Origin of the sequence: Comamonas piscis (assembly GCF_014109725.1) — a bacterium.
In the GTDB taxonomy this organism is placed as follows: Bacteria; Pseudomonadota; Gammaproteobacteria; order Burkholderiales; family Burkholderiaceae_C; genus Comamonas; species Comamonas piscis.
Window position 1 is genome coordinate 3,206,740 of record NZ_CP058554.1, and the last position, 23,639, is coordinate 3,230,378.

General features: G+C 62.9%; 24 protein-coding genes. 5 read left to right on the forward strand and 19 right to left on the reverse strand.

The genetic code is table 11. From position 1 onward, the window contains the following. Positions 1-152: 152 nt before the first annotated feature. From HS961_RS14430 to HS961_RS14440, 3 genes are all read right to left on the reverse strand, one after another. Entirely contained in the window at positions 153-917 is a 765-nt protein-coding gene (locus HS961_RS14430) for a M48 family metalloprotease (protein ID WP_238347610.1), read from the reverse strand. Between the two features lie 113 nt (positions 918-1,030). After that, positions 1,031-2,011 carry a CysB family HTH-type transcriptional regulator gene (locus HS961_RS14435; RefSeq protein WP_182323109.1) on the reverse strand — a complete coding sequence of 327 codons (981 nt, stop codon included), beginning with the start codon at positions 2,009-2,011 and terminating at the stop codon, positions 1,031-1,033. 63 nt (positions 2,012-2,074) lie between these two features. Next, positions 2,075-3,121, reverse strand: coding sequence for a sulfate ABC transporter substrate-binding protein (locus tag HS961_RS14440; RefSeq protein ID WP_182323111.1), 1,047 nt, complete (start codon positions 3,119-3,121; stop codon positions 2,075-2,077). 229 nt (positions 3,122-3,350) lie between these two features. Between HS961_RS14440 and HS961_RS14445 the strand changes: the two genes are divergently transcribed. After that, the gene (locus HS961_RS14445) at positions 3,351-3,626 is read left to right on the forward strand and encodes an oxidative damage protection protein (protein WP_182323113.1); all 276 of its coding nucleotides are present in this window, start codon (positions 3,351-3,353) and stop codon (positions 3,624-3,626) included. 134 nt (positions 3,627-3,760) lie between these two features. Here HS961_RS14445 and HS961_RS14450 read toward each other — a convergent pair whose 3' ends face one another. Then, on the reverse strand, positions 3,761-4,093 hold the full coding sequence (locus HS961_RS14450; RefSeq protein WP_238347611.1) for a cupin domain-containing protein: 333 nt from the start codon (positions 4,091-4,093) through the stop codon (positions 3,761-3,763). A gap of 221 nt (positions 4,094-4,314) precedes the next feature. On the opposite strand from HS961_RS14450, the gene HS961_RS14455 reads away from it, so the two are divergent. Continuing rightward, positions 4,315-5,271: a GlxA family transcriptional regulator gene (locus HS961_RS14455; RefSeq protein ID WP_182323115.1), complete on the forward strand. Its 957-nt coding sequence runs from the start codon at positions 4,315-4,317 to the stop codon at positions 5,269-5,271. Between the two features lie 39 nt (positions 5,272-5,310). Here the strand turns inward: HS961_RS14455 and HS961_RS14460 are convergent, their stop codons facing one another. The 5 genes from HS961_RS14460 to HS961_RS14480 are packed head-to-tail and all read right to left on the reverse strand — an operon-like array spanning position 5,311 to position 9,623. Next, positions 5,311-5,886, reverse strand: a complete 576-nt coding sequence (locus tag HS961_RS14460; protein WP_182323117.1) for a lysine decarboxylase — start codon at positions 5,884-5,886, stop codon at positions 5,311-5,313. Continuing rightward, on the reverse strand, positions 5,867-6,697 hold the full coding sequence (locus HS961_RS14465) for an ABC transporter permease (RefSeq protein ID WP_182323119.1): 831 nt from the start codon (positions 6,695-6,697) through the stop codon (positions 5,867-5,869). The genes HS961_RS14460 and HS961_RS14465 overlap by 20 nt, the downstream gene beginning before the upstream one ends. Further along, positions 6,694-7,776, reverse strand: a complete 1,083-nt coding sequence (locus tag HS961_RS14470) for an extracellular solute-binding protein (RefSeq protein ID WP_182323121.1) — start codon at positions 7,774-7,776, stop codon at positions 6,694-6,696. Before HS961_RS14470 ends, HS961_RS14465 begins: the two co-directional genes overlap by 4 nt. Before the next feature lie 54 nt (positions 7,777-7,830). After that, the gene (locus tag HS961_RS14475; protein ID WP_182323123.1) at positions 7,831-8,859 is read right to left on the reverse strand and encodes an ABC transporter ATP-binding protein; all 1,029 of its coding nucleotides are present in this window, start codon (positions 8,857-8,859) and stop codon (positions 7,831-7,833) included. Next, complete coding sequence (locus tag HS961_RS14480) at positions 8,856-9,623, reverse strand: ABC transporter permease (protein ID WP_182323125.1); 768 nt, start codon at positions 9,621-9,623, stop codon at positions 8,856-8,858. Before HS961_RS14480 ends, HS961_RS14475 begins: the two co-directional genes overlap by 4 nt. A 162-nt stretch (positions 9,624-9,785) precedes the next feature. Here HS961_RS14480 and HS961_RS14485 point away from each other — a divergent pair, with 162 nt between their 5' ends. Then, on the forward strand, positions 9,786-10,709 hold the full coding sequence (locus HS961_RS14485) for a LysR substrate-binding domain-containing protein (RefSeq protein ID WP_182323127.1): 924 nt from the start codon (positions 9,786-9,788) through the stop codon (positions 10,707-10,709). Between the two features lie 267 nt (positions 10,710-10,976). Beyond that, positions 10,977-12,110: a glycoside hydrolase family 5 protein gene (locus HS961_RS14490; protein WP_238347612.1), complete on the forward strand. Its 1,134-nt coding sequence runs from the start codon at positions 10,977-10,979 to the stop codon at positions 12,108-12,110. An 11-nt stretch (positions 12,111-12,121) separates the two neighbouring features. On the opposite strand, the gene HS961_RS14495 is transcribed toward HS961_RS14490, so the two are convergent. From HS961_RS14495 to ppa, 10 genes are all read right to left on the reverse strand, one after another. Next, a complete protein-coding gene (locus HS961_RS14495) occupies positions 12,122-13,399 on the reverse strand; it encodes an amidohydrolase family protein (protein ID WP_182323131.1) in 1,278 nt (425 codons plus the stop codon). A 53-nt stretch (positions 13,400-13,452) separates the two neighbouring features. Next, on the reverse strand, positions 13,453-14,376 hold the full coding sequence (locus tag HS961_RS14500) for an ABC transporter permease (protein WP_182323133.1): 924 nt from the start codon (positions 14,374-14,376) through the stop codon (positions 13,453-13,455). A 49-nt stretch (positions 14,377-14,425) separates the two neighbouring features. Beyond that, on the reverse strand, positions 14,426-15,487 hold the full coding sequence (locus HS961_RS14505; protein ID WP_182323135.1) for an ABC transporter permease: 1,062 nt from the start codon (positions 15,485-15,487) through the stop codon (positions 14,426-14,428). Between the two features lie 9 nt (positions 15,488-15,496). Further along, the gene (locus HS961_RS14510; protein ID WP_182323137.1) at positions 15,497-17,071 is read right to left on the reverse strand and encodes an ABC transporter ATP-binding protein; all 1,575 of its coding nucleotides are present in this window, start codon (positions 17,069-17,071) and stop codon (positions 15,497-15,499) included. A gap of 137 nt (positions 17,072-17,208) precedes the next feature. Continuing rightward, positions 17,209-18,213, reverse strand: coding sequence for a BMP family protein (locus HS961_RS14515; protein ID WP_182323139.1), 1,005 nt, complete (start codon positions 18,211-18,213; stop codon positions 17,209-17,211). 418 nt (positions 18,214-18,631) lie between these two features. Continuing rightward, positions 18,632-18,973 carry a hypothetical protein gene (locus HS961_RS14520; RefSeq protein WP_182323141.1) on the reverse strand — a complete coding sequence of 114 codons (342 nt, stop codon included), beginning with the start codon at positions 18,971-18,973 and terminating at the stop codon, positions 18,632-18,634. Between the two features lie 17 nt (positions 18,974-18,990). After that, positions 18,991-19,389 (reverse strand): phage holin family protein, encoded by a 399-nt coding sequence (locus HS961_RS14525; protein WP_182323143.1) that lies wholly within the window; start codon positions 19,387-19,389, stop codon positions 18,991-18,993. Between the two features lie 102 nt (positions 19,390-19,491). Then, a complete protein-coding gene (locus HS961_RS14530) occupies positions 19,492-19,809 on the reverse strand; it encodes a DUF883 family protein (RefSeq protein WP_182323145.1) in 318 nt (105 codons plus the stop codon). Between the two features lie 205 nt (positions 19,810-20,014). Next, positions 20,015-21,127, reverse strand: coding sequence for an NAD(P)/FAD-dependent oxidoreductase (locus HS961_RS14535; RefSeq protein WP_182323147.1), 1,113 nt, complete (start codon positions 21,125-21,127; stop codon positions 20,015-20,017). Positions 21,128-21,265: 138 nt separating this feature from the next. Continuing rightward, positions 21,266-21,793, reverse strand: coding sequence for an inorganic diphosphatase (gene ppa / locus HS961_RS14540; protein WP_182323149.1), 528 nt, complete (start codon positions 21,791-21,793; stop codon positions 21,266-21,268). A 268-nt stretch (positions 21,794-22,061) separates the two neighbouring features. Here ppa and HS961_RS14545 point away from each other — a divergent pair, with 268 nt between their 5' ends. Further along, on the forward strand, positions 22,062-23,495 hold the full coding sequence (locus HS961_RS14545) for an aldehyde dehydrogenase family protein (protein ID WP_182323151.1): 1,434 nt from the start codon (positions 22,062-22,064) through the stop codon (positions 23,493-23,495). The last annotated feature ends 144 nt before the right edge of the window (positions 23,496-23,639 follow it).

The following is a 23,639-nucleotide window of genomic DNA, read 5'->3' on the forward strand; positions in this document are numbered from 1 at the left end:
TTGGGCAGCCAGCATAGCAGCCGGAGATGCGCAGCGGGGTCACGCAAGCCACTGGCTGCGGGCCCGCCTGCGCAAAGCAGGCGCAAAAAAAGGGACAGGCTGAAAGGCAGATATGCCTCCAGCCTGTCCCTCTTATCAGCCTTATCGAAGACTTACTTGCCGCTGTCCAGACGTGCCTGCATCGCCTTGGCGCGGGCTTCCGATGGGGGGTGCGACGCCATCAAGGAGCCGCCACCACCGCCGCTCAGCTTGGCCAGCTTTTCAAAGGCAGTAACGAGGCCCTTGCGTTCCATCTTCTGCTTGGTCAGCAGGTCAAAGGAGTAGTTGTCGGCGGCCGATTCATTGGCTTGGGAGAACTGTGCATGGATGAACTTTTCACCCAGCTCGCCAGCTTGCGAGGTCGACAGCGATGCCAAGGTGGCATTGCCGCTGCTGGCCGCAATCTGGCGTGCAGCCGAGGTGGCATAAGCCGTTTGCATGCGGCGCTTGCTGTGGCCCAGCGCCACGTGGCCGATTTCATGGCCGATCACGCCGCGCAGCTCGTCGTCATTCATCAGGTCCATCAGGCCGCTGTAGACGCGGATGCAGCCATTGGCCATGGCCCAGGCATTCACATCACTGGTCAGGTAAACCTTGTAGTCGGCCTTCTTGCCTTCGACGTCCTGGGGCATCTTGGCGACCACTTTGGCCAGACGCTGGCTGTATTTGTTGTTGGCAGGTGCCAGCTTGTTTTGTTTGTCCAGCGCGGCGCAGGATTCATCGGACAAAGCCACCACATCGCCATCGGTCAATGTCATGGCCTTCATCGCTGTCGAGCCCGAGTCCATCAGGCCACCCAGATTGCCCGCATCCATGGTCTTGCAACCGGCCAAGGCCATGGCCGCAACCAGGCCGGTAAGCATCAAAGTTTTGCGCATTCGCTATCTCCTTATCGACACGTTGAAAACGTGCATCATAGCGTGCGTTTATTGAAATTATGTTTTCTATACCCCATGGATTACAAACTTTGCTGAACTCCGCCGACAGCCATTCAAGCCGCTTTTTGCACGGCAGCAGGTGACGGTGCCTCGTCTGGTGCGGTCGCCGAGATGGCCTGCAAAACCACGTCACGCTTCAAGGTCGGCACAAAGCTTTCGATGAACTGCAGCGCATAGGCACGCAGCCACACCCCTTTGCGCAGCGCAATGCGGGTGGTGTTGACCTTGAACAAATGCCCGGCATCGATGGCGCGCAGGTTGCGGTCGCGCTCCTCGTCAAAGGCGATGGAGGCAACGATGCCAATGCCCATGCCCAGCTCGACATAGGTCTTGATCACGTCGGCGTCCATCGCAGTCAGCACCACATTGGGGCTGACCTCGGCCGCCGCAAAGGATTCATCAATATGCGAGCGGCCGGTGTAGCCCTGTTCGTAGGTGATGATCGGAAAGCGCACCAGGGACTGCAAAGTCAGGGGGCGGCCGGCTTCCTGCTGCTCCAGCAAAGGGTGGCCGGGCGGCACTACGACCGAGTGGGTCCAGCGGTAGCCCGGCAAGGTGGCCAGGCTGGCATAGCCGGTCAAGGCTTCGGTGGCCACGCCGATATCGGCCGCGCCGCTCAGCAGCATCTCTGCCACCTGGCGGGGCGAGCCCTGGTGCAAATGCAGCGCCACATCGGGAAACTGCTCACGGAAATCACGCACCACCAGCGGTAGCGCATAGCGGGCCTGCGAGTGAGTGGCGGCAATGCTCAACTGGCCGCTGCGGCTGGCATGAAAATCGGCACCGGCGCGGCGCAGGTTTTCGGACTCCAGCAGCAAGCGGTCGACGATCGGCAAAATGGCCTCGCCCGGCGGGGTCAAGCCCGTCAAGCGCTTGCCGGCGCGGATAAAGATATCCACGCCCAGCTCGTCTTCAAGTTCGCGAATCTGGCGGCTGACCCCCGGCTGCGAGGTGTAAAGCACATGCGCCACCTCGGTCAGGTTGTAGCCATTGCGGGCGGCTTCACGCACGGCACGCAGTTGCTGAAAATTCATAACATTCACCTTTTTGGACGCGACCGCCGGGGCAGCCCCCGGCGGCTTGTTCAGCGTCCCTGCTTATTTCTTGGTGTAGATCTGGTCAAAGCTGCCGCCATCGGCAAAGTGAGCAGCATCGGCCTTGGCCCAGCCGCCAAAGGCCTCATCGATGGTGAACAGCTTCAGGCTGGCGAACTGGCTGGCGTACTTGGCCTTGGCCGCTTCGCCGGTAGGCCGGTAGAAGTTGCGGCCGGCAATGTCCTGGCCTTCGTCCGAATACAGGTACTGCAGGTAGGCATCGGCAATCTTGCGGGTGCCGCGCTTGTCCACCACCTTGTCAACGACGCTGACGGTCGGCTCGGCCAGGATCGACAGCGAAGGCGTGACGATCTCGAACTTCTCGGGGCCAAATTCCTTCAGCGCCAGGTAGGCCTCGTTTTCCCAGGCCAGCAGCACATCGCCCTGGCCGCGCTGCACAAAGGTCACGGTGGAGCCACGCGCGCCGGTGTCCAGAATCGGCACATTCTTGAACAGCTTGGCAATGTAGTCCTTGGCACCGGCTTCACCGCCGTAGTTGCGTTTGCCAAATTCCCAAGCGGCCAGGTAGTTCCAGCGCGCACCGCCGCTGGTCTTGGGGTTGGGCGTGATCACCTTGACATCGGACTTGATCAGATCGCCCCAGTCCTTGATGCCCTTGGGATTGCCCTTTTTGACCAGGAACACAATGGTCGAGGTGTAAGGCGCGCTGTTCAGCGGCAGGCGCTTTTGCCAATCGGCCGGCACCAGCTGGCCGTGCTTGTTCAGTGCATCAATGTCACCGGCCAGTGCCAGGGTGGCCACATCGGCTTCAATGCCATCGATGATGGCACGCGCCTGTTTGCCCGAACCGCCATGCGATTGCTTGATGGTCACCGTCTGGCCGGTGGTGTCCTTCCAGTGCTTGGCAAACGCCTGGTTGTACTGGTTGTACAGCTCACGGGTCGGATCGTAGGACACGTTGAGCAAAGTCACCGGCGCTGCGGCCTGGGCATGCACTGCGGTGCTGAAAAATGCAGGCGCAAGCGCCATCAGAGACGCCGCTGCAGCTGCGGCTATCGGAAACTTGATAAAGTGGCGGCGTTGTTGCATGGAACACTTTCAGAATGGCAAAAATCTTGTGGGTTGCAAGGCTTGAACACATTCTGAAACGCTGCCATCAAAACTCAAACTACTATTAATTCAGTTTTTAATGACTGAAAGTTATTAACAAGACGCAAAAGCGCCTGGCTGTGCCGCAAACCCTGGTGGGTGGTGCGGCCGCATGGCACCCGCGCCCTGCCGGCGCCCCAGCGTCAACGCAACGAAGGAAACATCTCCCATGGCACGTATGGTCAACTGCGTCAAATTGCACAAAGAAGCCGAGGGCCTCGACTTTCCCCCTTACCCAGGTGATCTGGGTAAGCGCCTGTGGGAAAACGTCAGCAAGGAAGCCTGGGCGGGCTGGCTCAAGCACCAGACCATGCTGGTCAATGAAAACCGCCTGAACCTGGCCGACCTGCGCGCCCGACAGTACCTGGCCCGCCAAATGGAAAACCACTTCTTTGGCGACGGTGCCGATGCCGCAGTAGGCTTTGTGCCTCCTACCGCTGATTGATACGGCAAACCCTAAAAGTACGAGCCGGGGACCCGTTCCAGGCACAAAAAAATGGCAGCCGAGGCTGCCATTTTTATTTCACTACACGGTGGATTTACTGCAAACTCAGTAAATCATTGATCACTGTAAATATATTATTTAGTAACCAGATCAAAGCCACCGCTCTGGTATTGGAACAGCAGGCAGTTCATACCCGCCACGCAACCGCTTTCATGCACCAGGCCGGCAGGCAAATCGTAGAAAGAGCCGGCGGGGTACTCGGTGCGCTTTCCGTCAATTACCGCGTAAAACGTGCCTTGCACCACCACGGTGGGCAGCGACTGGGTGTGGTGGTGGGTCGGGTTGTCACGGCCAGCGGGGAACAGCACGAAGGCTTCGTAAGGAGCCTTGCCGGTCAGGTCGCCGCGTACATTGGCATACATGATGCCGTTCGAGCCGGTCAATTCGGTCCACTTGAGCTGGGACACCGGCACCGAAACCAGACCATTGGCAGCGCCAGCCGCGCAAGCGATCAAAGAAGAGGTGGCCAGAACGGCATTGAAAGATTGAATAACTTCCTCGATTAAGGCTTGTAGGATTTCGCGTTGCCCTGAATCGATGGCTCTATTCTGTTTATTCCCCTAAAATACAAAAGTAGCCAAATAGACAAGATGCGATAAGATCCGGCCAAATCCACCGATTCAACGCCATGCACACGATCGCTGTTATTGCCTACGACGGGATCAGCCCCTTCCATTTGTCCGTCCCCTGCATCGTGTTCGGGGACGATTTGCTGCGTCTGGGCGCACCGCGCTATGCGCTGCGGGTCTGCGCTGAGCGAACCGGCGCTGTGTCCACCCTGTCCGGATTCGCCATTCAAGTCGAGCACGACCTGGCGGCGCTGGAGCAGGCTGATACCGTCATCATTCCGTCCTGGAGTTCGCCGGAGGCGCAGCCCTCCGCCGCCATGCTGTCGGCGCTGCAAAAGGCCCATGCGCGCGGTGCGCGGGTCGTAGGCCTGTGTCTGGGCACCTTTGTACTGGCCCAAGCCGGGCTGCTGCAAGGGCGCTCGGCTTCTACACACTGGGCCTGGGCCGATGATTTCGCCAAGGACCATCCTGGCGTCAAGCTCGACCGCCATGCGCTCTACACCGATGACGGCAATATCACCACCTCGGCCGGCACGGCTGCCGCCATTGACTGCTGCCTGCACCTGATCCGCGTAGACCATGGCGCAGAAATTGCCAACAGGGTGGCACGCCGCTTGGTCGTTGCGCCGCACCGCCACGGCAACCAATCGCAGTACATTGAGATGCCGCTGTCTGAGACTGAGCGTCCGGATGCCGTCTCCGCTGCGCTGGACTGGGCCATGGCGCATCTCAACGAGCCGATCAATGTGGAGCAGTTGGCGCAAAAAGCGCATATGAGCCCGCGCAACTTCAGCCGCCATTTCAAACGCAAGACCGGTGCCACCATCGTGCAATGGCTGCAGCACCAACGCCTGGCCGTTGCCCAGCGCCTGCTGGAGCGTGGCGATGGCTCCATCGACCAAGTGGCAGAGACGGCAGGCTTTGGCTCTACCGTGTCCTTCCGCCTGCAGTTCACACGGATGTTTTCGATCTCGCCGGCCAGCTATCGCAAGCAGTTTTTGCACCGGGAGGGGTAGGCGCCCTCCCGGCCGCATCGCCGGCGTTCAGGCCGGCGTTCAGGCTGGCATGCACGCAAGCGCGGCATCGCCCAATAGGCAGTCCACGACACACTCCAGCATTTGTTGCACATCCGCCACCTCCACTGCGCCGGGCAAAGACAGCTCGCCGTGCAACACAAACACTGGCCGCTCCCACTTCAGGCCTAGGGCCATCTCGGACAGCGTTCCCATGTTGTAGCCCACGGCGACCAGGCACAGGGCGCTACGGGCAATCAGCGCGTTACGCATTTCACCAATCCCCGTGGGCAAGGCCACGCTGAGATACTGGTTTGCGTTGCGCTCGTCCTCCTCGGGCAGGATGCCGATGGCGACGCCGCCCACTTCGGTGGCGCCTTGTGAGGCCGCAGCCATCACACCGCCGCGCCCTCCGCACACAATGGCCATGCCGGCAGCAGCCAGCGCGCGGGCGATCAGGCGCGCATCGGCGTAAACCTGGCCCTCGGCATCACCCGGCCCGATGACCCCCACCGGCCGGCGGTGGCGCGCCGGGCTCGTCTGGTGCTTGGCCAGCCGCCGCAGCGCCTCGGTCAGCCCGGGCGGCAAGCCCAGCGCATCAATGTGATCCTGCTGCATGTTGTTCACGTAGGCGTGCAATCGCGTCTCCCAATCCCATGACGATGACGCACAGCGCCATCAAAAGCAATGACAAGGTGGATGCGACGCTCAGGTCCGATCCGCCATCGCTGACCTGTGCAAACAGCATCAGCGGAAGAATGTTCAGCTGCGTACCCACCAGCGCCAGTGCCGTGCCGTAGGTGCCCATGGCAATAGCGGCCACCAGGCAGGCGTTGGACACCACCGACGGCGCCACCTCGGCCACCACCGTGTCGCGGAACGCGCGCCAGCGCGTAGCGCCCAAGGTTCGTGCCGCCAGCATGGGTCGCAGGTCGAGGTTGGCAAACACCGGGTAGAGCGACAGCGCCACGCGGGGCACGAGGTAGTAGGCATAGGCGCAGCCCAGGCCGACCGTGCCATAGATCCAGCTGCCCACGGCGGCGCCGTCAAAGCCCAGCGCCACCAGCAGCTGCGTGACAAAGCCCGAGCGCCCAAAGGCCAGGATGAAGCCATAGGCGATCACCAGGCCCGAAAAGGCCAGCGGCAACCCGAGCAAGGTCATCATCCAGCGGCGGCGCTGCAGCGGCTGGCGCCCCAGCTCAATGGCGATCACCGTGCCCACCAGGCCGGAGACCGCGCCGGCGGTCAGGCCCAGCACCAGGGTGTTCAGCACGGCGCGGCCCAGCAGCGAGTTGTTCCACAAGCGGGCAAAGGCGCTGCCGCCGTCCGTCATGGCCTCGGGCACCAGCGATGCCAGGGGCAGCACAAAGAACAGCGCCATAAAGCACCAGGCAGGCCAGGCGCCAAAACGGCGGATCCAGCCGCTCATGAGCGTGCCAGCGTGGCCTGCGCCCAGAGCTGGTCGATCTCAGCCTTCTTGGCCGCCGCCTTGATGACATCGAGCGGACGGATCTGTGCCGCCACCGGCAGCTTGTCGGCCACATCGTCGGGCAGCTTGACGACCGGAACGGCAGGGCGCACGAAACCCTTGGCAAAGAGCTGCTGGCCGACGTCACTCATGATGAAGTTCAGCCACAGCTTGCCGGCGTTCGGGTTGGGGCCGCCCTTGACGAGGCTGATCGCATACGGCGCGGCCACGCTCGCCTCCTTGGGGATGACGACCTCGCAGGCATCGCCCATGCCATCGGTATGCTTGGCCTTGAGGCCATCGTTCTCGTAGCCGATCCAGATGGGGATCTCGCCCTTGATGAACTTGGCATACGGGGTCGTGCCCTCAACGCGCTGCACATTGCCGGCGGCATGCAGCTTGCCCAGGTAATCCGTGCCGGGCTTGACATTGTCCACGCTGCCGCCGTTGCCATAGGCTGCGGCCAAGGTCAGCACCTGGCCCACGCCGGCGCTGCGGGGATCAAGGTAGGTCACGCTGTTCTTGTACTCGGGCTTGAGCAGGTCGGCCCAGCCGGTGGGCACATTCTTGACCAGCTTCTTGTTCACCAGGAAGGCGATGTTCAAGGTATGGATGGTGAACCAGCGCCCTTCCGCCTCGCGGAACACCTCGGGCAATTTGTCGAAGTGGATGGGCTTGAACGGCGCGACCACGTCCTTCTTCGCGGCATCGACGGCCGAGGCCGCGAAGTAGTAGGCCGTATCTGCCTGGGGGCGGCGGCGCATCTTCTCCAGCGAGACCACGGTGGCGGCCGAACCCAGGTCGTTGTAGCCCAGCTCGACATCGGGGTAGCGCTTCTTGAACTCGGCGAACAAGGCTTTCCAGTTAGCCCATTCCGGACCGGTGTCGAAGGACACGCAAAAACCTTCTTTTTTGGCCAAGGCGTAGAGCTCTTTTTCTCCGGCATAGAGCTCCGCGCCCTCTTGCGCCCAAGATGTGCGCTGGACCAGGGCTGCCAAAGGCAAGGCAGCAGCGGCTTGGATGAGATGTCGGCGTTGCATAGCGGTTTTCCTTCGTTGAAAAGTACGGTGTCGTGTTGAACGGATAGGCTGGGCTCAGGCATCCAGCAGGCGAATGTGCTCGGGTGCGATGGCAATGGCCTGGCGTGCGGGCTGCCTGCCTTCGGCCAGAAAGGCGCGCGGCGCGCCCTCCACCGCAAAGTCGTAGCGCGTGAGCGACCCCAGATAGCGACTCGCGCCCGGGCGCCCCTGCAAGGTATTGGTCTGCCCAGGCTGCGGGTCTGGCTCGATATGCTCGGGGCGGATCAGCGCATGTACCTTCTGCCCGGGGCGATAGCTGCCGGTGGGCACGGACAGCTCGGCAAAGCCAAAGTCCACGCGGCCGCCAGAGGCCACCTGCCCTTCCAACATGGTGGAGAGCCCGACGAACTCCGCCACGGCGCGGCAGTTCGGCATCTCGTAAATATCCTTGGGCGTGGCGATCTGCAGCAGCCGCCCTTCCTTGAGCACCGCGACCCGGTCGGCCATGGCCAGCGCCTCTTCCTGGTCGTGGGTGACCAGCAAGGTGGTGGCGCCAAACTGCTGCTGCAGGGCGCGGATCTGGTCGCGCAGATGGCCCCGCACGCTGGCATCCAGCGCGGACAGCGGCTCGTCCAGCAGCAGCGCACGCGGATCGATGGCCAGCGCGCGCGCCAGCGCCACCCGCTGCTGCTGCCCGCCGGAGAGCTGGTGTACGCCGCGCTGCGCAAAATCGGACAGGCCCACCACCTCCAAGAGCTCCGCTGCCCGGGCGTGCCGCTGCGCGGTCGACATCTTGCGCAGCGCCAGCCCGTAGGCCACGTTGTCCCGCACCGACAGGTGCGGAAACAGCGCATAGGTCTGGAACACCATGCCAATACCGCGCTGGTGCACCGGCGTGCCCGCCATGTCCTGGCCAGCCAGTGCGATGCGGCCCTGGTAGCCGGTCTCCAGCCCCGCCACCAGCTTGAGCAAGGTGGACTTGCCCGAGCCGCTGGGGCCGATCACCGCCACCAGCTCGCCCGGGCCAATATCAAAGGACACCTCATGCAGCCCTTGCTGGCTGCCGGGGTAGCGGTAACTGACGTTTTGGAAAGTCAGGCTCATGGGGATTTACGCAAAAGAGAAGAAGACAGCAGTGCCGCCAGGCTGGCCAGCAGCAGCAGGATCACCGTGGCAGCGCAGGCAAAGCCGGTTGCGCCATAGAAGGCCTGCAGCAGCACCACAGGGTAGGTGCGGTTCTGGAAACCAACCAGCAGATTGGAGAGATTGAACTCCCCGATCGACAGCGCCGCCACCATCACCAGCCCGGACAGCATGCTCTGGCGCAGGCTCGGCAGCACGATGCCGCTGAAGCGCTGCCATTCGCCCGCGCCCAAGGTGGCGGCCGCCTGCTCCAGCCGCTCGATGCCGAGGTGGCGCAGGTCCGTTAGCAAGGTGTTGGTGAGATAAGGCAGGGTTGCGATCACATGCGCGGCAATCAGCAGCGGTGTGCTGCCCAGCCAGGGCAAGGTATCGGTGTTGAAGACAATCATGTAGCCGAAGCCCAGCGTGATGGCAGGCACCGCCACCGGCATGGCGCTCACGATGCGGGCGGCGAAGGCGCGTCCGCGCGTTGCGCCCTGGTGCAGGGAATAGGCCAGCGGCAGTGCCAGCACCGCATTGATCGCGCAGGTGGACAGCGCCACGACCAGGCTGGAGATGAAGCCCTTGCGGAACGACGGGTCGTTCCACAGCTGCATGTACCACTGCCCGGTGAAGCCTGAAGGCAGCAGTGAATTGGTCCAGTTCTGCCCGAAGCTGCCCACCGTGAGCAATGCCATTGGCAGCAGCAGATACAGGCCATAAACGATGGCAATGCCACGAACCATCTTGTCTCCCAATAAAAAACGGATACTTTCCTTTTCAGACACGTTAGTGTAGCGATCGCGCCTTATATTGGTATTGCATTGCTGTGACAATACGGCGCCATCATTGAATTAATGGAAACTGTTGTCGCAACTTATCATCAACAAAACTGCTGACCAAGATCTATGAAACGGGACTGCCCCACCATCCAGGAATTGCTCGCGCTCGATGCAGTGGCCCGCTATTCCAGCCTGACCTTGGCCGCCTCCTCGCTGTGCGTGACCACCAGTGCCGTGAGCAAACAGGTTGCCTCGCTGGAAAGCTTTCTGGGCACGGCCCTGCTGCAAAAAGTGGGGCGCGGCGTACAGCTCACCCCCGTGGGTCGGAGCTACTGGCTCAAGATCTCGGGCAGCCTGCGTACCCTCGAAACCGCCACCTACGAGGTCCGCGCCGGCGCGGACAGCCATGCGGTGCTGACGCTCAGCTGCGTGCCGACCTTCTTCACCCGCTGGCTCATCCCGCGCCTGCCCCACTTCCGACAGGCCCACCCCCGCGCTACGCTGAGCTTTAGCCGCCATCTGGCGCCGCTGGAGAACCTGCCAGCCCATGTCGATGCCGCCATCCGCTACAACCCCGCCGACTACGCCGGTGTGGTCAACGAATACATTGCAGGACGCGAGTTTGTGGTGATCGCCTCCAGCGAGCTGATGCAGGGCCTGCACAAGATCAAGGATCCGGCCGACGTGCTAGCCCACACACTGCTGCACCATGAAGAAGCCCAGGGCGCCTGGTCGCAATGGTCTGCGGCCCATGGCATCACCCACCAGCTGCTGATCGCGGGCCCCCGGTTTGCGCAGTACTCGGCCTTGATCCAAGCCGCTCGCTGTGGCCTGGGTATCGCCTTTGTTCCCCTCATCCTGGTCGAAGACGAACTGGCCGAGGGCGTGCTGGTCACGCCGTTTGAAGGCAGCACGGCCGTAGAGCATGGCCACTACCTGTGCTACCGGCCGGACCGCATGCAGTTTCCGGCCTTTACGCAGTTGCGGCAATGGCTGCTGGCGGAGGGTGGCGCTCAGGAAGCCGCTCCAAACCTTGCTGGCCAGCCCTGAGGCCGGGAGCGCCACCAAGGTCTCCGAACCTTCGCAGCATCGACCAGATGGCGAACATTTGTGTGAGCAAGCGCAAGGGCTGGGCCAGACGGCATGCCTCGTAGAGCGGCCAGTAACGGCACCCAAGCCGGTTGCAAACAGAAATCAATCAACCGGATGCCAGTGATAGCATCGCGCGCATCCTCAGTCACCGGCCATCAGTGCCCTGCGTCGATGTTCAAGATCTCTGTACCCAGCTTCGCCCTGGCCCTAACGCTGTCCGCATACGTGCAAGCAGCTGACCTGGCTTCCTTTTGGACCCATACCCAACGGGGTGGCAACAGCTTCAACCGCTTGCCGCCGGATGCCAGCTATTACAAAGCGCTGCGCGGCTATGGCGCCAGCTGGGTGCGCCTGTCGTATGACAAATGGAAGCCCGAGCAGCGCGACTTTTTGATGGGCAATGCTGACCATTACGAAAAACTCGCCGCATCGGACCTGGCCACCCTCAAAGCATCCATCGCCAGCGCGCATGCCGCTGGGCTCAAGGTGGTGATTGCGCCGCTGTCACTGCCTTTGTCACGCTGGTCGCAAAACAACCAGGGGAAGTTTGACGACCGCATCTGGCAGGACAAGGCGCAGTGGAAGGCCGCAGGCCAGTTTTGGCAAGATCTCGCCCGCGCCTTGAAGGACACGCCGGGCATTGCGGCCTACAACCTGATCAATGAACCCGCACCCGAGAAGGGAGGCGGCCTGCCCGAACATGCCAGCAAAGCGGCCATGCAGGCCTGGTATGCCAAGGCCAAGGGCGGTCCGCGCGACCTGCCCGCTTTCTACCGCTACCTCATTGCCCAGATCCGCGCCGTCGACCCGGACACGCCCATCATGGTGGATGCTGGCTGGTATGGCGCCGCCGATGCCTTTGCCTACTGGCCTGAAGCACTCGAGGACAAACGGGTGCTGTACAGCTTTCACATGTACGAACCCTACCAGGCCACGAGCGGTCCCAACCTGAAACGCAAGCAGCCCTACCGCTACCCGGGCGAGGCGCCATTTGCCGGCAAGACCCAGCCCTGGAACAAGCAGCGCGTGGCGCAGTACCTGGATGCCGTCAACGGCTGGGCGCGCTCGCTGTCGATCCCGCCGGAGCAGATCGTCATGGGCGAGTTTGGCTGTGTGCGCATGCTCGATAGCTGCAGCCAGTACCTCGACGATGTTCTGTCTTACGCCGAGGACAAGCGCTACCACTGGGCGTTTTACAGCTTTCGGGAAGATGCCTGGGATGCCATGGACTACGAACTTGGCCAGGCCAAGGTGCACTGGCGCTACTGGGATGCGATGGAAAAAGGCCAGCCCGATCCGCTGAAGCGCAGTGCGACGCCGGAGTTCGAGCCCATCCGCAAGCGCTTGCAGCAGCGCTGAAAGCGCCGTGCTTAACGCGCGCTCAGCAAGGTGGTGCTGGCAGGGCGCCCCGGCACATTCAACGTAGCCACCGGCGCTGGCGTGCTGGCAATGCGCTGGCCCCGGCGCCATACGCCCAGGCGCGCGGCCTTCAGCCGCAAGGCCTCCACCGGGTCCTTGGCATGCAGCAGCACAAAGTCGGCATGGGCGCCCTTTTCAATGCCATAGCCTTGCAGGCCCAGCAGGCGCGCGGGGTTCAGGGTGATGGCATCAAAGCATTGCTGCATGCCGGCGCGGCTGGTCATCTGCGCCACATGCAGGCCCATGTTCGCCACCTCCAGCGCATCGCCCGATCCCAGGCTGTACCAGGGGTCCATCACACAGTCATGGCCAAAGGCAACAGTCAGGCCCGCAGCCATCAGCTCCGGCACGCGCGTCATGCCCCGGCGCTTGGGGTAGGTGTCGTGGCGGCCCTGGATCGTGATATTGATCAAGGGGTTGCTGACAACGCCCAGCTGCGCCTCGGCCATCAAAGCCATCAGCTTGCTGACGTAGTAGTTGTCCATGCTGTGCATGGACGTCAGGTGCGATCCTGTGACGCGGCCATGCAGGCCCAGGCGATGCGTGTGGTAGGCCAGGGTTTCCACATGGCGCGACATCGGGTCGTCCGATTCATCGCAATGCATATCGACCAACTTGCCGCGCTCGGCCGCCAGTTCGCAGAGAATGCGCACGCTCTCAGCCCCATCGGCCATCGTGCGCTCAAAGTGCGGAATGCCGCCGACGACATCCACGCCCAGGTCGAGCGCGCGCTTGAGGTTGTCCAACCCACCCGGAGTGCGCAGCACGCCATCTTGCGGAAATGCGACCAGCTGCAGGTCGATATACGGCGCGACGCGCTTTTGCACATCAAGCATCGCTTCGACCGGCAGCAGGCTGGGGTCGCTGGTGTCGACATGGCTGCGGATGGCCAAAAGCCCGCGCGCCACCGCCCAGTCGCAGTAGGCCAAGGCGCGTTCGACCAGTGCATCATGCGTCAGCTGGGGCTTGAGTTCGCCCCACAGCGCAATGCCTTCGAGCAAGGTGCCGCTTTCGTTGACACGCGGCATGCCGTAGCTCAGGGTGGCATCCATGTGGAAATGCGGGTCCACAAAGGGCGGGCTCAGCAGCAGGCCTTCGGCGTCCACCACCTCGGCAGCAGGCGCCTGCAGGCCCTCGCTCACCTCGGCAATCTTGCCGTCCTGCACAGCGACCGACATGTTCTTGCGGCCATCGGCCAAACTGGCATTGCGAATCAATAAATCAAGCATTTTTTATCCTTGTAGGCAGACCTGGGTCTGCATCGTGGGGCGCGAACCTTGGCTCAGCGCTCGCCTTTGCGGTAGGGTTTCATCAGCGCCTGCGGGTACGCGGCTTTGCGGGCCACCAGCACCAGCGCCACGATCGACAGCAGGTAGGGCAGCATCAAATAGAACTGGTAAGGCACGAGGCCATCGCCCGACTGCTGCAGCCGCAGCTGCAGCGCATCAAAGAAAGCAAACAGCAGCGCACCCAGCAAGGCCTTGCCCGGCCGCCAGGAGGCAAACACCACCAGCGCCACGCAGATCCAGCCCCGGCCGTTGACCATATTGAAGAAAAAGGCATTGAAGGCCGACAGGGTCAAAAAGGCACCGGCCACGCCCATCAGCGCCGAGCCCGCAATGATGGCACCACTGCGCACCGCCATCACCGCCACGCCCTGGCCTTCTGCGGCTTGTGGGTTCTCACCCACCATGCGCACCGCCAACCCGAGGGGCGTGCGAAACAGCACCCAGGCCAGGAACGGCACCAGCAGCAAGGCCAGCAAGGTCAACGCGGTTTGGTCGCTCAAGATCGGAATCGGCAGCCAGTCCATCGCCTCAAACGGCGTGATGGTGGGCGGGGTGTTCACCTTGGGGAAGCTGACCCGGTAGCCGTAGTACGACAAGGCGGTCGCCAGCATGGTGATACCCAGGCCCGAGACGTGCTGCGACAGCGCCAGCCCCACGGTCAGCCAGGCATGCAGGCTGCCCAGCACCGCACCAGTCAGCGCGGCCACCAGCACGCCCGTCCACAGCCCGTGGCCGGCGTACACGGTCAGCCAGCCGGTAAAGGCGCCGGCCACCATGATGCCTTCAATACCCAGGTTCAGCACCCCGGCGCGCTCACACAGCAGTACCCCCAGGGTGCCGAGCAGCAGCGGCGTCGCCGTACGCAGCACGGCCACCCAGAAAGAGGCATTGGCCAAAATATCCATCACGTCGCTCATCGGGCACCTCGCGCTGCGCTTTGTTTTTGTGGTTTGAACATCGCAGCTCTCACTTTCTGCGCAAGCGGTATTGGGTCATCAGGCTGGCCACCAGCACCGACAGCAGCGAGGCAGCCACGATCACATCGGCGATCGCATTAGGCACGCCGACGGCGCGGCTCATGCTGTCAGCCCCCACCAGCATGCCGGCCACAAACACGGCCGAGGCCACGACGCCCAGCGGGTGCAGGCCCGCCAGCATCGCAATCACGATGCCGCTGTAGCCATAGCCGGGCGACATGTCCAGGGTCAGGTAGCTGGTGCGGCCCGCTACCTCAATCGCGCCCGCCAGCCCGGCGAGCCCGCCGGACAGCAGCGCCACCAGCACCACGGTGCGGGTCACCGGCACCCCTGCAAAAGCAGCCGCACGCGGGTTGGCACCTGCAGCGCGAATATCAAAACCCGGCACCGCCCGTTGCAGCAGCAGCCACAGCGCCACCGCCAGGCCCACCGCAATCAGCAAGCCATTGTGCAAACGGGTCTGTGCAATCAGCTTGCCCAGCTCCAAGTCGCCCTGCAGCGCCACGCTCTGCGGCCAACCCATCGCCATCGGGTCTTTCATCGGTCCATCGAGCAGATAGGACACCGCCAGCAGCATGACAAAGTTCAGCAGCAAAGTGGTGACCACCTCGTCCACGCCCAGCTTGGTCTTCATCAAGGCGGGGCCCAGCAGCAAGGCTGCGCCGGCCAATGCGGCTGCCAGCAGCATCAGCGGAAACAGCAGATAAATGGGCAGCTCAAAGCCGGTGCCGCCGTGCATGCCGCCGACGGCCACGGCCGCCACCGCGCCTGCATAGAGCTGGCCCTCGGCACCGATGTTGAACAGCCGGGCCCGGAACGCTACGGCTGCAGCCAGACCGGTCAGGATCAGCGGCACGGCGCGCGTCAATGTCTCGGACAGCGCAAACATGGAGCCAAAGGCCCCTTTGAACAGCGCCACATAGGTGGCACCCACAGGGGCGCCGGCCCATAGCACCAGCAAGCCGCTGATGGCCAAGGTAAATACAATGGCACCCAAGGGTGCGGCCACCATGGCCAGTTTCGACGGGGTCGCTCTTTTTTCTATACGCATTGCAGTCTCTCAGCCCTGGCGCGCAGGCGCTGTCAAAGGGGATCCGGCCATGGCCAAACCAATGGTCTCGCGGCTCCAGTCCGCAAAAGGCAGCACGGGCGACAGATGGCCCTCATGCATCACGCCAATGCGGTCGCCCAGCGCCAGCACCTCGTCCAGATCGTCGGAGATCAAGAGCACCGCAGCGCCTGCATCGCGCGCCGCCAGCAGTTGCTGGTGCACAAACCGCACCGCGCCAATGTCCAGGCCCCAGGTGGGCTGGTGCGCCACAATCAGGCGCGGCGCCATGCCCTCGGCCCCTTGCGGTGCGAGCAGCGCCCGGCCCAGGATCAGCTTTTGCATATTGCCGCCCGACAGCGAACGGGCCGGTGCATCCAGCCCGCCGCCGCGCACATCGAAGTGCTGGGACACATGCTGGGCCTGGCTGCGCGCCTGCACTCTGCGCACCCAGCCCCAACGCGAGAACCAAGGGCTGCGCAGCCGCTCGGAGACGGCGTTTTCCCAGACCGGCAAATCACCGACCACGCCGGTGCCATGGCGGTCTTCCGGTATGCGGGCCACGCCCTGCGACACTAAGGCCAGGGCCGATGCTGGCATCGGCGCGCCCAAATACGTCACTGTGCCCTGCCCTGGGCGGCGCATGCCGCAGAGCATATCGGCCAAGGCCACCTGGCCGTTGCCCGAGACACCAGCAATCGCCACCATCTCCCCGGCCCTTAGTACCAGCGACACATCGACCAGGCGATCACGCGCCGTGGATTTGGCGGAGGCCGTGGTGTGTACATTGCGCAAACTGCAGACCTCGTCGCCAACCTTGGCGGCAGGCTCGCGCTCGGGCAGGCTCACCGCCTCGCCCACCATCCACTGCGCCAGCTGCGCCTGGGTGCTGCCGGCGGTCGGTGCCTCGGCCACCAGCTTGCCGTGCCGCAGCACGGCCACGCGGTCGGCCACGCGCAGCACTTCGCCCAGCTTGTGGCTGATAAAGATGATCGACAGGCCTTGCGCGACCATCTGGGACAAGGTCGCAAACAGCGCCTCGCTCTCCTGCGGGGTCAGCACAGCAGTGGGCTCATCGAGAATCAAAATCTTGGCGCCCCGGTACAGCGCCTTGAGGATCTCCACCCGTTGGCGCTCACCCACCGACAGGCTCCCAACGCGCGCATCCGGGTCAACCACCAGGCCAAACTGCTGGGCCACCGCCACCAGCTTGGCGCGTGCCTGCCGCTTGGCCGACTGCAGGCGCAGCAGCGATTCGCTGCCCACCATGATGTTGTCCAGCACGCTCAGGTTATCGGCCAGCGCAAAGTGCTGGTGCACCATGCCGATACCGGCGGCCAGCGAGGCACGCGGCTGGCCCGGTGGCAGCGGCTGGCCCATCACATCAATGCGCCCTTCATCGGCCACATAGTGGCCAAACAGGATCGACATCAGGGTGGATTTGCCCGCACCGTTCTCGCCCAGTAAGGCGACGATCTCGCCCCGGTGCAGGGTCAGTGAGATCGCATCGTTGGCGACCAGCGGGCCAAAGCGTTTGGTGATGCCATGCAGCTGGAGCACGACAGGAGAAGAACTGGGAGGAGACATCGGTGGGGGCCACTGGGTTCGCTGCTCAGGCGGCGGAGCCTGGTAGCTGGCACAAAAACAGCCCCGGTAGGTGCCGGAGCTGGAAGTTAGCGGCGCTGCGCTTGTAGGGCACAGCGCCTAGGCAATCCAAGCCCGGCTTACTTGGCCGTGGACTTGGGTTGCGAGTCGTCGACCTTCACGACGAACTTGCCCGACAGGATGTCTGCCTGCTTGGCCTGCACCTTGGCGATCAGGTCCGCAGGCAGCTTTTTCTCGAAGGTGCCGAAAGGTGCCAAGGACGAGCCCTTGTGCTTCATCATCGAGTACGGGCCGTAGTCCTCGGCCTTGTAGCTGCCGTCCTTCACGGCCTGGATGGCGCGGCCCACGCTGGGCTCCATGTGCCACAGCGCCGAGGCCACCACGGTATCGGGGTACTGCGCCTGGGTGTTGATCACATTTCCAATCGCCAGCTTACCCTTTTCCTTGGCCGCATCGCTCACGCCAAAGCGCTCGGCATACAGCACGTCCGCGCCCTTGTCGATCATCGCAAAGGTGGCTTCCTTGGCCTTGGGTGGATCAAACCAGCTGTTGATGAAGCTGACGGTGAACTCCACCTTGGGGTTCACTTCCTTGGCGCCGGCCATGAAGGCGTGCATCAAACGGTTGACCTCGGGGATCGGGAAGCCGCCAACCATGCCGATCTTGCCGGTCTTGGTCATGCCACCCGCAACCATGCCCGACAGGTAGGCCGGTTCCTGGATGTAGTTGTCAAACACGCTGAAATTGGGCGCCTGCACCTTGCCGGACGAGCCCATCACAAAAGCGGTCTTGGGGAAATCCTTGGCGACCTTGCGGGCGGCGGATTCCACCCCAAACACCTCACCAAACATCAGCTGTGCGCCACCGGTGGCGTATTCGCGCATCACGCGCTCGTAGTCGGCATTGGCCACGTTCTCGCTGGACTTGTACTCGATCTCGCCCCGCGCCTCCGCCGCCTTCAGTGCCTCGTGGATGCGGCTGACCCATTGCTGCTCATACGGCACGGTGTACACCGCCGCGACCTTTACCTTGCTCTGCGCCCAAGCCGGTGCTGCCGACAGGCCGGCCAGCGCCAGCGGGAGCGCGGCCAGGCAGGTTTGAACAATACGACGCCGTGTAGTCATCAAGAAACTCCTAAAGGGTGGGATCCACTTGCGATCAAGTGGGCGGGCGAGAGAAGCAAGTTCTGTACCGTGTCTTGCGCCACCGTGGCGCTGAAGCGTGCGTTTGCTCTGTTTTCAAGAGCAAACTTAAGTTGATGGAGCGAAAGCAGCAGGCCTTGCAGTCCTAGGAACACGCACAAAACGGAGCACCACGCAATGCGTATATACACAGCGCGCCGCGCATTTTAACCACTTATGCCGCAGCTAAAACCGTATTTTCGCCATGCCAGCCCCTTCAGCAAGCGGGCTGTCCCTATGGTCGGGACTGCATCCATCGCGATAGGCATGAAAAAACCGCCATGCATTGCGGCATGGCGGTCAAGATTTCTAGACACCCGTGACCGCGCTTAGCGCGAACGTGTGCAGTGGCAGGCGGTAGTCAATGGCTGCGACGCAGCTTCATCACAATCGGCATCGCAATCGTCGCCATGCGGATCAGCTTGCGCGGGCCCACCAGCAAGCCAATACCGACCAGCCCTGCACAGACGACCGGATGCTCGCGGCCAAAAACAACCAGTCGCTCCACCAAGGTGCCTTGGCCCAAAGGTGAAGCGGCGTGTGCCACACCGCTGTCGCGGCGCAGCGCCATCGCCTGTTGGCGCGCCAGGCGGCGCCCGTCGATACGCTCGCGTTGCGTCTGGATGCGCTGCAGCACATCGCGCGCCTCCGGATCGGTCACTTGCAGCAACTGCAGCTCAGCGTCTTTGCTGGGGTTGGTCATCGCGTCGGTCCTTTGCATTATTTGAGACGTCCCTTGACGGCTTGCCAGTCTTGGCGCAGCACGGTCTTGGTCAGCCTGAAAGGATTGGCGGCCTTCTTGGTGGTCAGGTAAATAAAGGCCAGAACACCCAGCCACAGCACCAGCCAAACACCGGCGACCAGCCAGGTGGCCAGCATGCGGTTTGGCGTATCCCAGAAGGAAATGATGATGGCGCCCGAGAGCACCGTCAACGCGACGATGGTCAGACCCGCGACCACCAAACCCATCAGGACCAACCAGATCAGGTTCTTCTTCTGCTCCTGCCATTCAATGGCCAGCAGATCCATTCGGTCTTCGGCAGCTATCGCGCTTTCCGACAGCAAAGCGCGAAACCGCGCCAGCATGTCGTCCACGCCCAGCACTGACAACCAGTTCATGGACTCTCCTCGTGCATATGGGGCCGCTCAGAGCCCCTTGTTCTAGGTGTTGGCCCAGCGGGCCAGCCAGCGCGGCCCGCAGGCCAAATCTGGCAGCGTGGCTTAACGGCGCGAGAAGATAAAGCCGATCAACGCACCCACAGCCAGCGCAGCACCGGCAACGCGCCATGGCTCGTCGTGTGCATAGCGGTCTGCCGCCAGTGCAGCTTCCTTGGCTTGGCGGGCGGCCTCTTGCGCAGCGCGCACAGCGCCCTCGCGGGCATCGCCTGCGCTGTCTTCCAGGCGTTGGCGCAGTTGCTTGATGTCAGGGATGCTGTCCAGGTCCTTGCTCGACAGCACGCCGCGCAGGTCGCTCACCAGTTTTTCCAGATCAGCCTGGGCATTCTCAACGGTATCGCTCAGCAAATTGGATTTACGCATGTTCATCATCCTTTTCTTGGTCAGGCTACAGGAAAGTGTCGCACCCGCGATGCAGCGGACATACCAGTCGTTGCATAGCGAGTGCTCCGTTACATGTTAACGGAGAAATCCGCAGCCCCAGGTTCCGATATGCACCCCTGCCTGTCAGAAGATTCCGACTATCGCCGTCAAAAAGCATCTATATGTCGTTTTTGCAGCACTTTTGTCAGACAGCGGGATTCTCCACGGCCACGCGCACGGCCTTCGCAATTGCCAAGCAGCTAGTGAGTCCAGGCGATTCAATACCCAGCAAATGGAACAGGCCTGGCGCACCATGCACCTCCAGGCCCTGCAGCACAAAATCGGCATCCGGCTTGCCAGGGCCGCTGATCTTGGGCCGGATACCGGCATAGCCTGCCGCCAGCGCACCGTCTTGCAACGCCGGCCAGTAGCGGCGCACTGCAGCATAGAAGGCATCGCCGCGTGCAGCATCCACCACCAGGTCGTCGGCACGGTCCACCCACTGCACATCCGGACCAAACTTGGCCTGGCCGCCCAGGTCCAGGGTCAGGTGTACGCCCAGGCCGCCCACTTCGGGGACCGGGTAGACCAAGTGCTTGAACGGTGCGCGGCCGCTCAAGGTGAAGTAGTTCCCTTTGGCATAGTGAGCCGTTGGCAGTTGCGATAAGTCAGCGCCTTCAAATTTGCGCGCCAAATCGGGCGCCCACAGACCTGCGGCATTGACCACGGTCTTGGCCAGCAGCTCGGTGCCATCTTCGGTGCCCAGCAGGATACCGCCGTCCTGGCAGCGCGCAGCGGCCAGCGGGCTGTTGAACACCACCATGCCGCCGGCGTTTTCCAGATCGCCCTGCAGGCTCAGCATCAGCCCATGGCTGTCCACAATGCCGGTGCTGGGCGAATGCAAGGCGGCCACGCATTCCAGTGCGGGCTCCAGTGCTCTTGCCTCGTCGCCGCTCAGCAGCACCAGGTCATCGACGCCGTTGGCGGTGGCATGGCGGGCAATGTCTTGCAGCTTGGCGCGCTGCGCCTCCGAGGTGGCCACAATCAGCTTGCCGCAGCGCTGGTGGTCCACACCGCGCTCTTGGCAGTAGGCATACAGCAGGGCCTTGCCCTCCACACACCAGCGCGCCTTGCGCGAGCCCTGGGCGTAGTAGATGCCGGCGTGGATCACCTCGCTGTTGCGCGAGCTGGTACCCGTGCCAATGGCATCCTGCGCCTCCAGCACCAGCACCTCACGGCCGGCCAAGGCCAGCTCACGCGCAACCGCCAGCCCCACCACACCCGCACCAACCACCACGCAATCGACAATATCGGCCACTGGCTCGCTCCTATGCTTTTTTGTATGCCTGCCAGCTTAGCGCCTGGCGCATCGCCCAAAAGCAAAAAGCCGGTTAAAAACCGGCTTTCGTCAGCGTTGCCTGCCAAGGGCCGCAGGGGCCCAGCAGGTGGCGTCTTCTTACTTGTTGTAGTTGGCAATGCCGTCCACGATTTCCTTGTGGGCTTCGTCCACGCCCTTCCAGCCCAGCACCTTCACCCACTTGCCCTTTTCCAGGTCCTTGTAGTGCTCGAAGAAGTGCGAGATCTGCTGCAGCACCAGGTCATGGATGTCGCTCAGGTGGTTGATCTTGTCGTAGGACGGCAGCAGCTTTTGGGTAGGCACGGCCAGCACCTTGCCGTCCACGCCCGATTCGTCTTCCATCTCCAGAATGCCGATGGCGCGGCAAGGCACGACCACGCCGGTGGGCAGTGGGAAGGGGGTCATCACCAGCACGTCCACCGGGTCGCCGTCGCCCGACAGGGTTTGGGGCACATAGCCGTAGTTCACCGGGTAGTGCATGGCGGTACCCAGGAAGCGGTCCACGAACACGCAGCCCGAATCCTTGTCCACTTCGTACTTCACAGGAGCGGAGTTGGCCGAGATTTCGATCACAACATTGAAGACTTCAGGGGCCTTGGAGCCAGGGGTCAGTTTTTCGAAGGACATGCGATTCCTATGAGGTCAATTGAATGGAGTGCATGGAAGCGTGCATAAAAAGACTGCCAGCCACCAGCAAAACCCCGTGATTTTAGGTGCATTGGACGCCTGCCTTCCAAAAAATGCCCGCTGCCTGGGCAAATCGCCCGGTCAAACCCGTGACAAACGCGGGCTCATCCCGGTAGGCGCGGGCCCATTCCTGCGCTATCGTGGAGGTCGTTTTGAGCCTGCCACCGGGCAGCCTCAGCCGCCTATTGCCCCAGAACGGAACCTCTCCATGCAACTGCATTACATCGCCAACGCCTCTGTGCCCTCGCTGTCGGGCAAGACCATCGCCGTCATTGACCCATCGGACGGCCAAGCCTTTGATGAAATCCAGCGCGGCAATGCGGAAGATGTGGACCACGCGGTGCAAGCCGCCCGCCTGTGCTACGACAACGTCTGGCGCAAGCTGAGCCCCGCTGAACGCAGCCGCCTGATGATGCGCCTGTCAGCCAAGGTGCTGGAGCATGCCGATGAGTTGGCCGCCATCGAGCAGCGCGACTGCGGCAAGCCCACCAAGCAGGCCAAGGCCGATGCATTGGCGCTGGGCCGTTATTTTGAGTTCTATGCCGGCGCGGCCGACAAGCTGCATGGCGAGACCATTCCCTACCCCAACGATTTCAGTGTGCTGACCTGGCGCGAGCCCCATGGCGTGACCGGCCACATCGTGCCCTGGAACTACCCGATGCAGATTTTTGGCCGCTGCGTGGGCGCGGCGCTGGCAGCAGGCAATGTCTGCGTGGTCAAACCGTCGGAAGACGCATGCCTCAGCCTCATCCGCGTGGCGCAGTTGGCGGCCGATGTCGGCTTCCCCGCCGGCGCCATCAATATCGTCACCGGCTTTGGCCATGAGGTAGGCGACGCGCTGGCCCGCCACCCCGATGTGGACCACATCAGCTTTACCGGCAGCCCCCGCATTGGCACCTTGATCGAGCAGGCCGCTGCCGAGCGCCATTGCCCCTGCACCTTGGAGCTGGGCGGCAAGAGCCCGCAGATCGTGTTTGCCGATGCCGATCTGGATGCCGCCATCCCGACCATCATCAACGCCATCATCCAGAACTCCGGCCAGACCTGCTCGGCCGGCTCGCGCCTCCTGGTCGAGCGCAGCATCTATGAGACCTTGCTGGCACGCCTGGGCAGCGCCTTTGAGGCCCTGCGCGTCGGCCCCGCCAGCCTGGACTTGGACCTGGGTCCGCTGATCCGCCAGACCCAGCAGCAACGCGTCTGGGATTTCCTGAGCGATGCGCACAACGACGGCATCTCCATCGTCGCCCAAGGCCAGATCATCGACGAGGCGCCCGAAGGCGGCTACTACCAGGCGCCTACCTTGCTGCGCGATGTGCCGGTGGACCACCGCCTGGCCCAGGAAGAAATCTTTGGCCCCGTGCTGAGCGCGATGGCCTTCGACAGCGAAGAAGAAGCCATCAAGATGGCCAATGCCACCCAGTTTGGCCTGGTGGCCGGCGTCTGGACGCGCGACGGCGGCCGCCAGTTCCGCGTGGCCAAGCGCCTGCGCAGTGGCCAGGTCTTTATCAACAACTATGGCGCCGGTGGCGGCGTGGAGCTGCCCTTTGGCGGTACCAAGGCCAGCGGCCATGGCCGCGAAAAGGGCTTTGAGGCGCTGTATGGCTTTACTACCCTGAAGACCGTCGCCATCCGCCACGGCTGATAGGAACGGCGGGCGCACAACGCGCCCCTCTGCCCCACGCGCCGCCCCTGCTTTGCAGCGGCGGCGCGATTGTTTTTACAATGCAGGGCTGTGCGCAGCGACCGGCCTCCCCTGTCACCTGCTGCACAGACAGCCCGCAGCAAC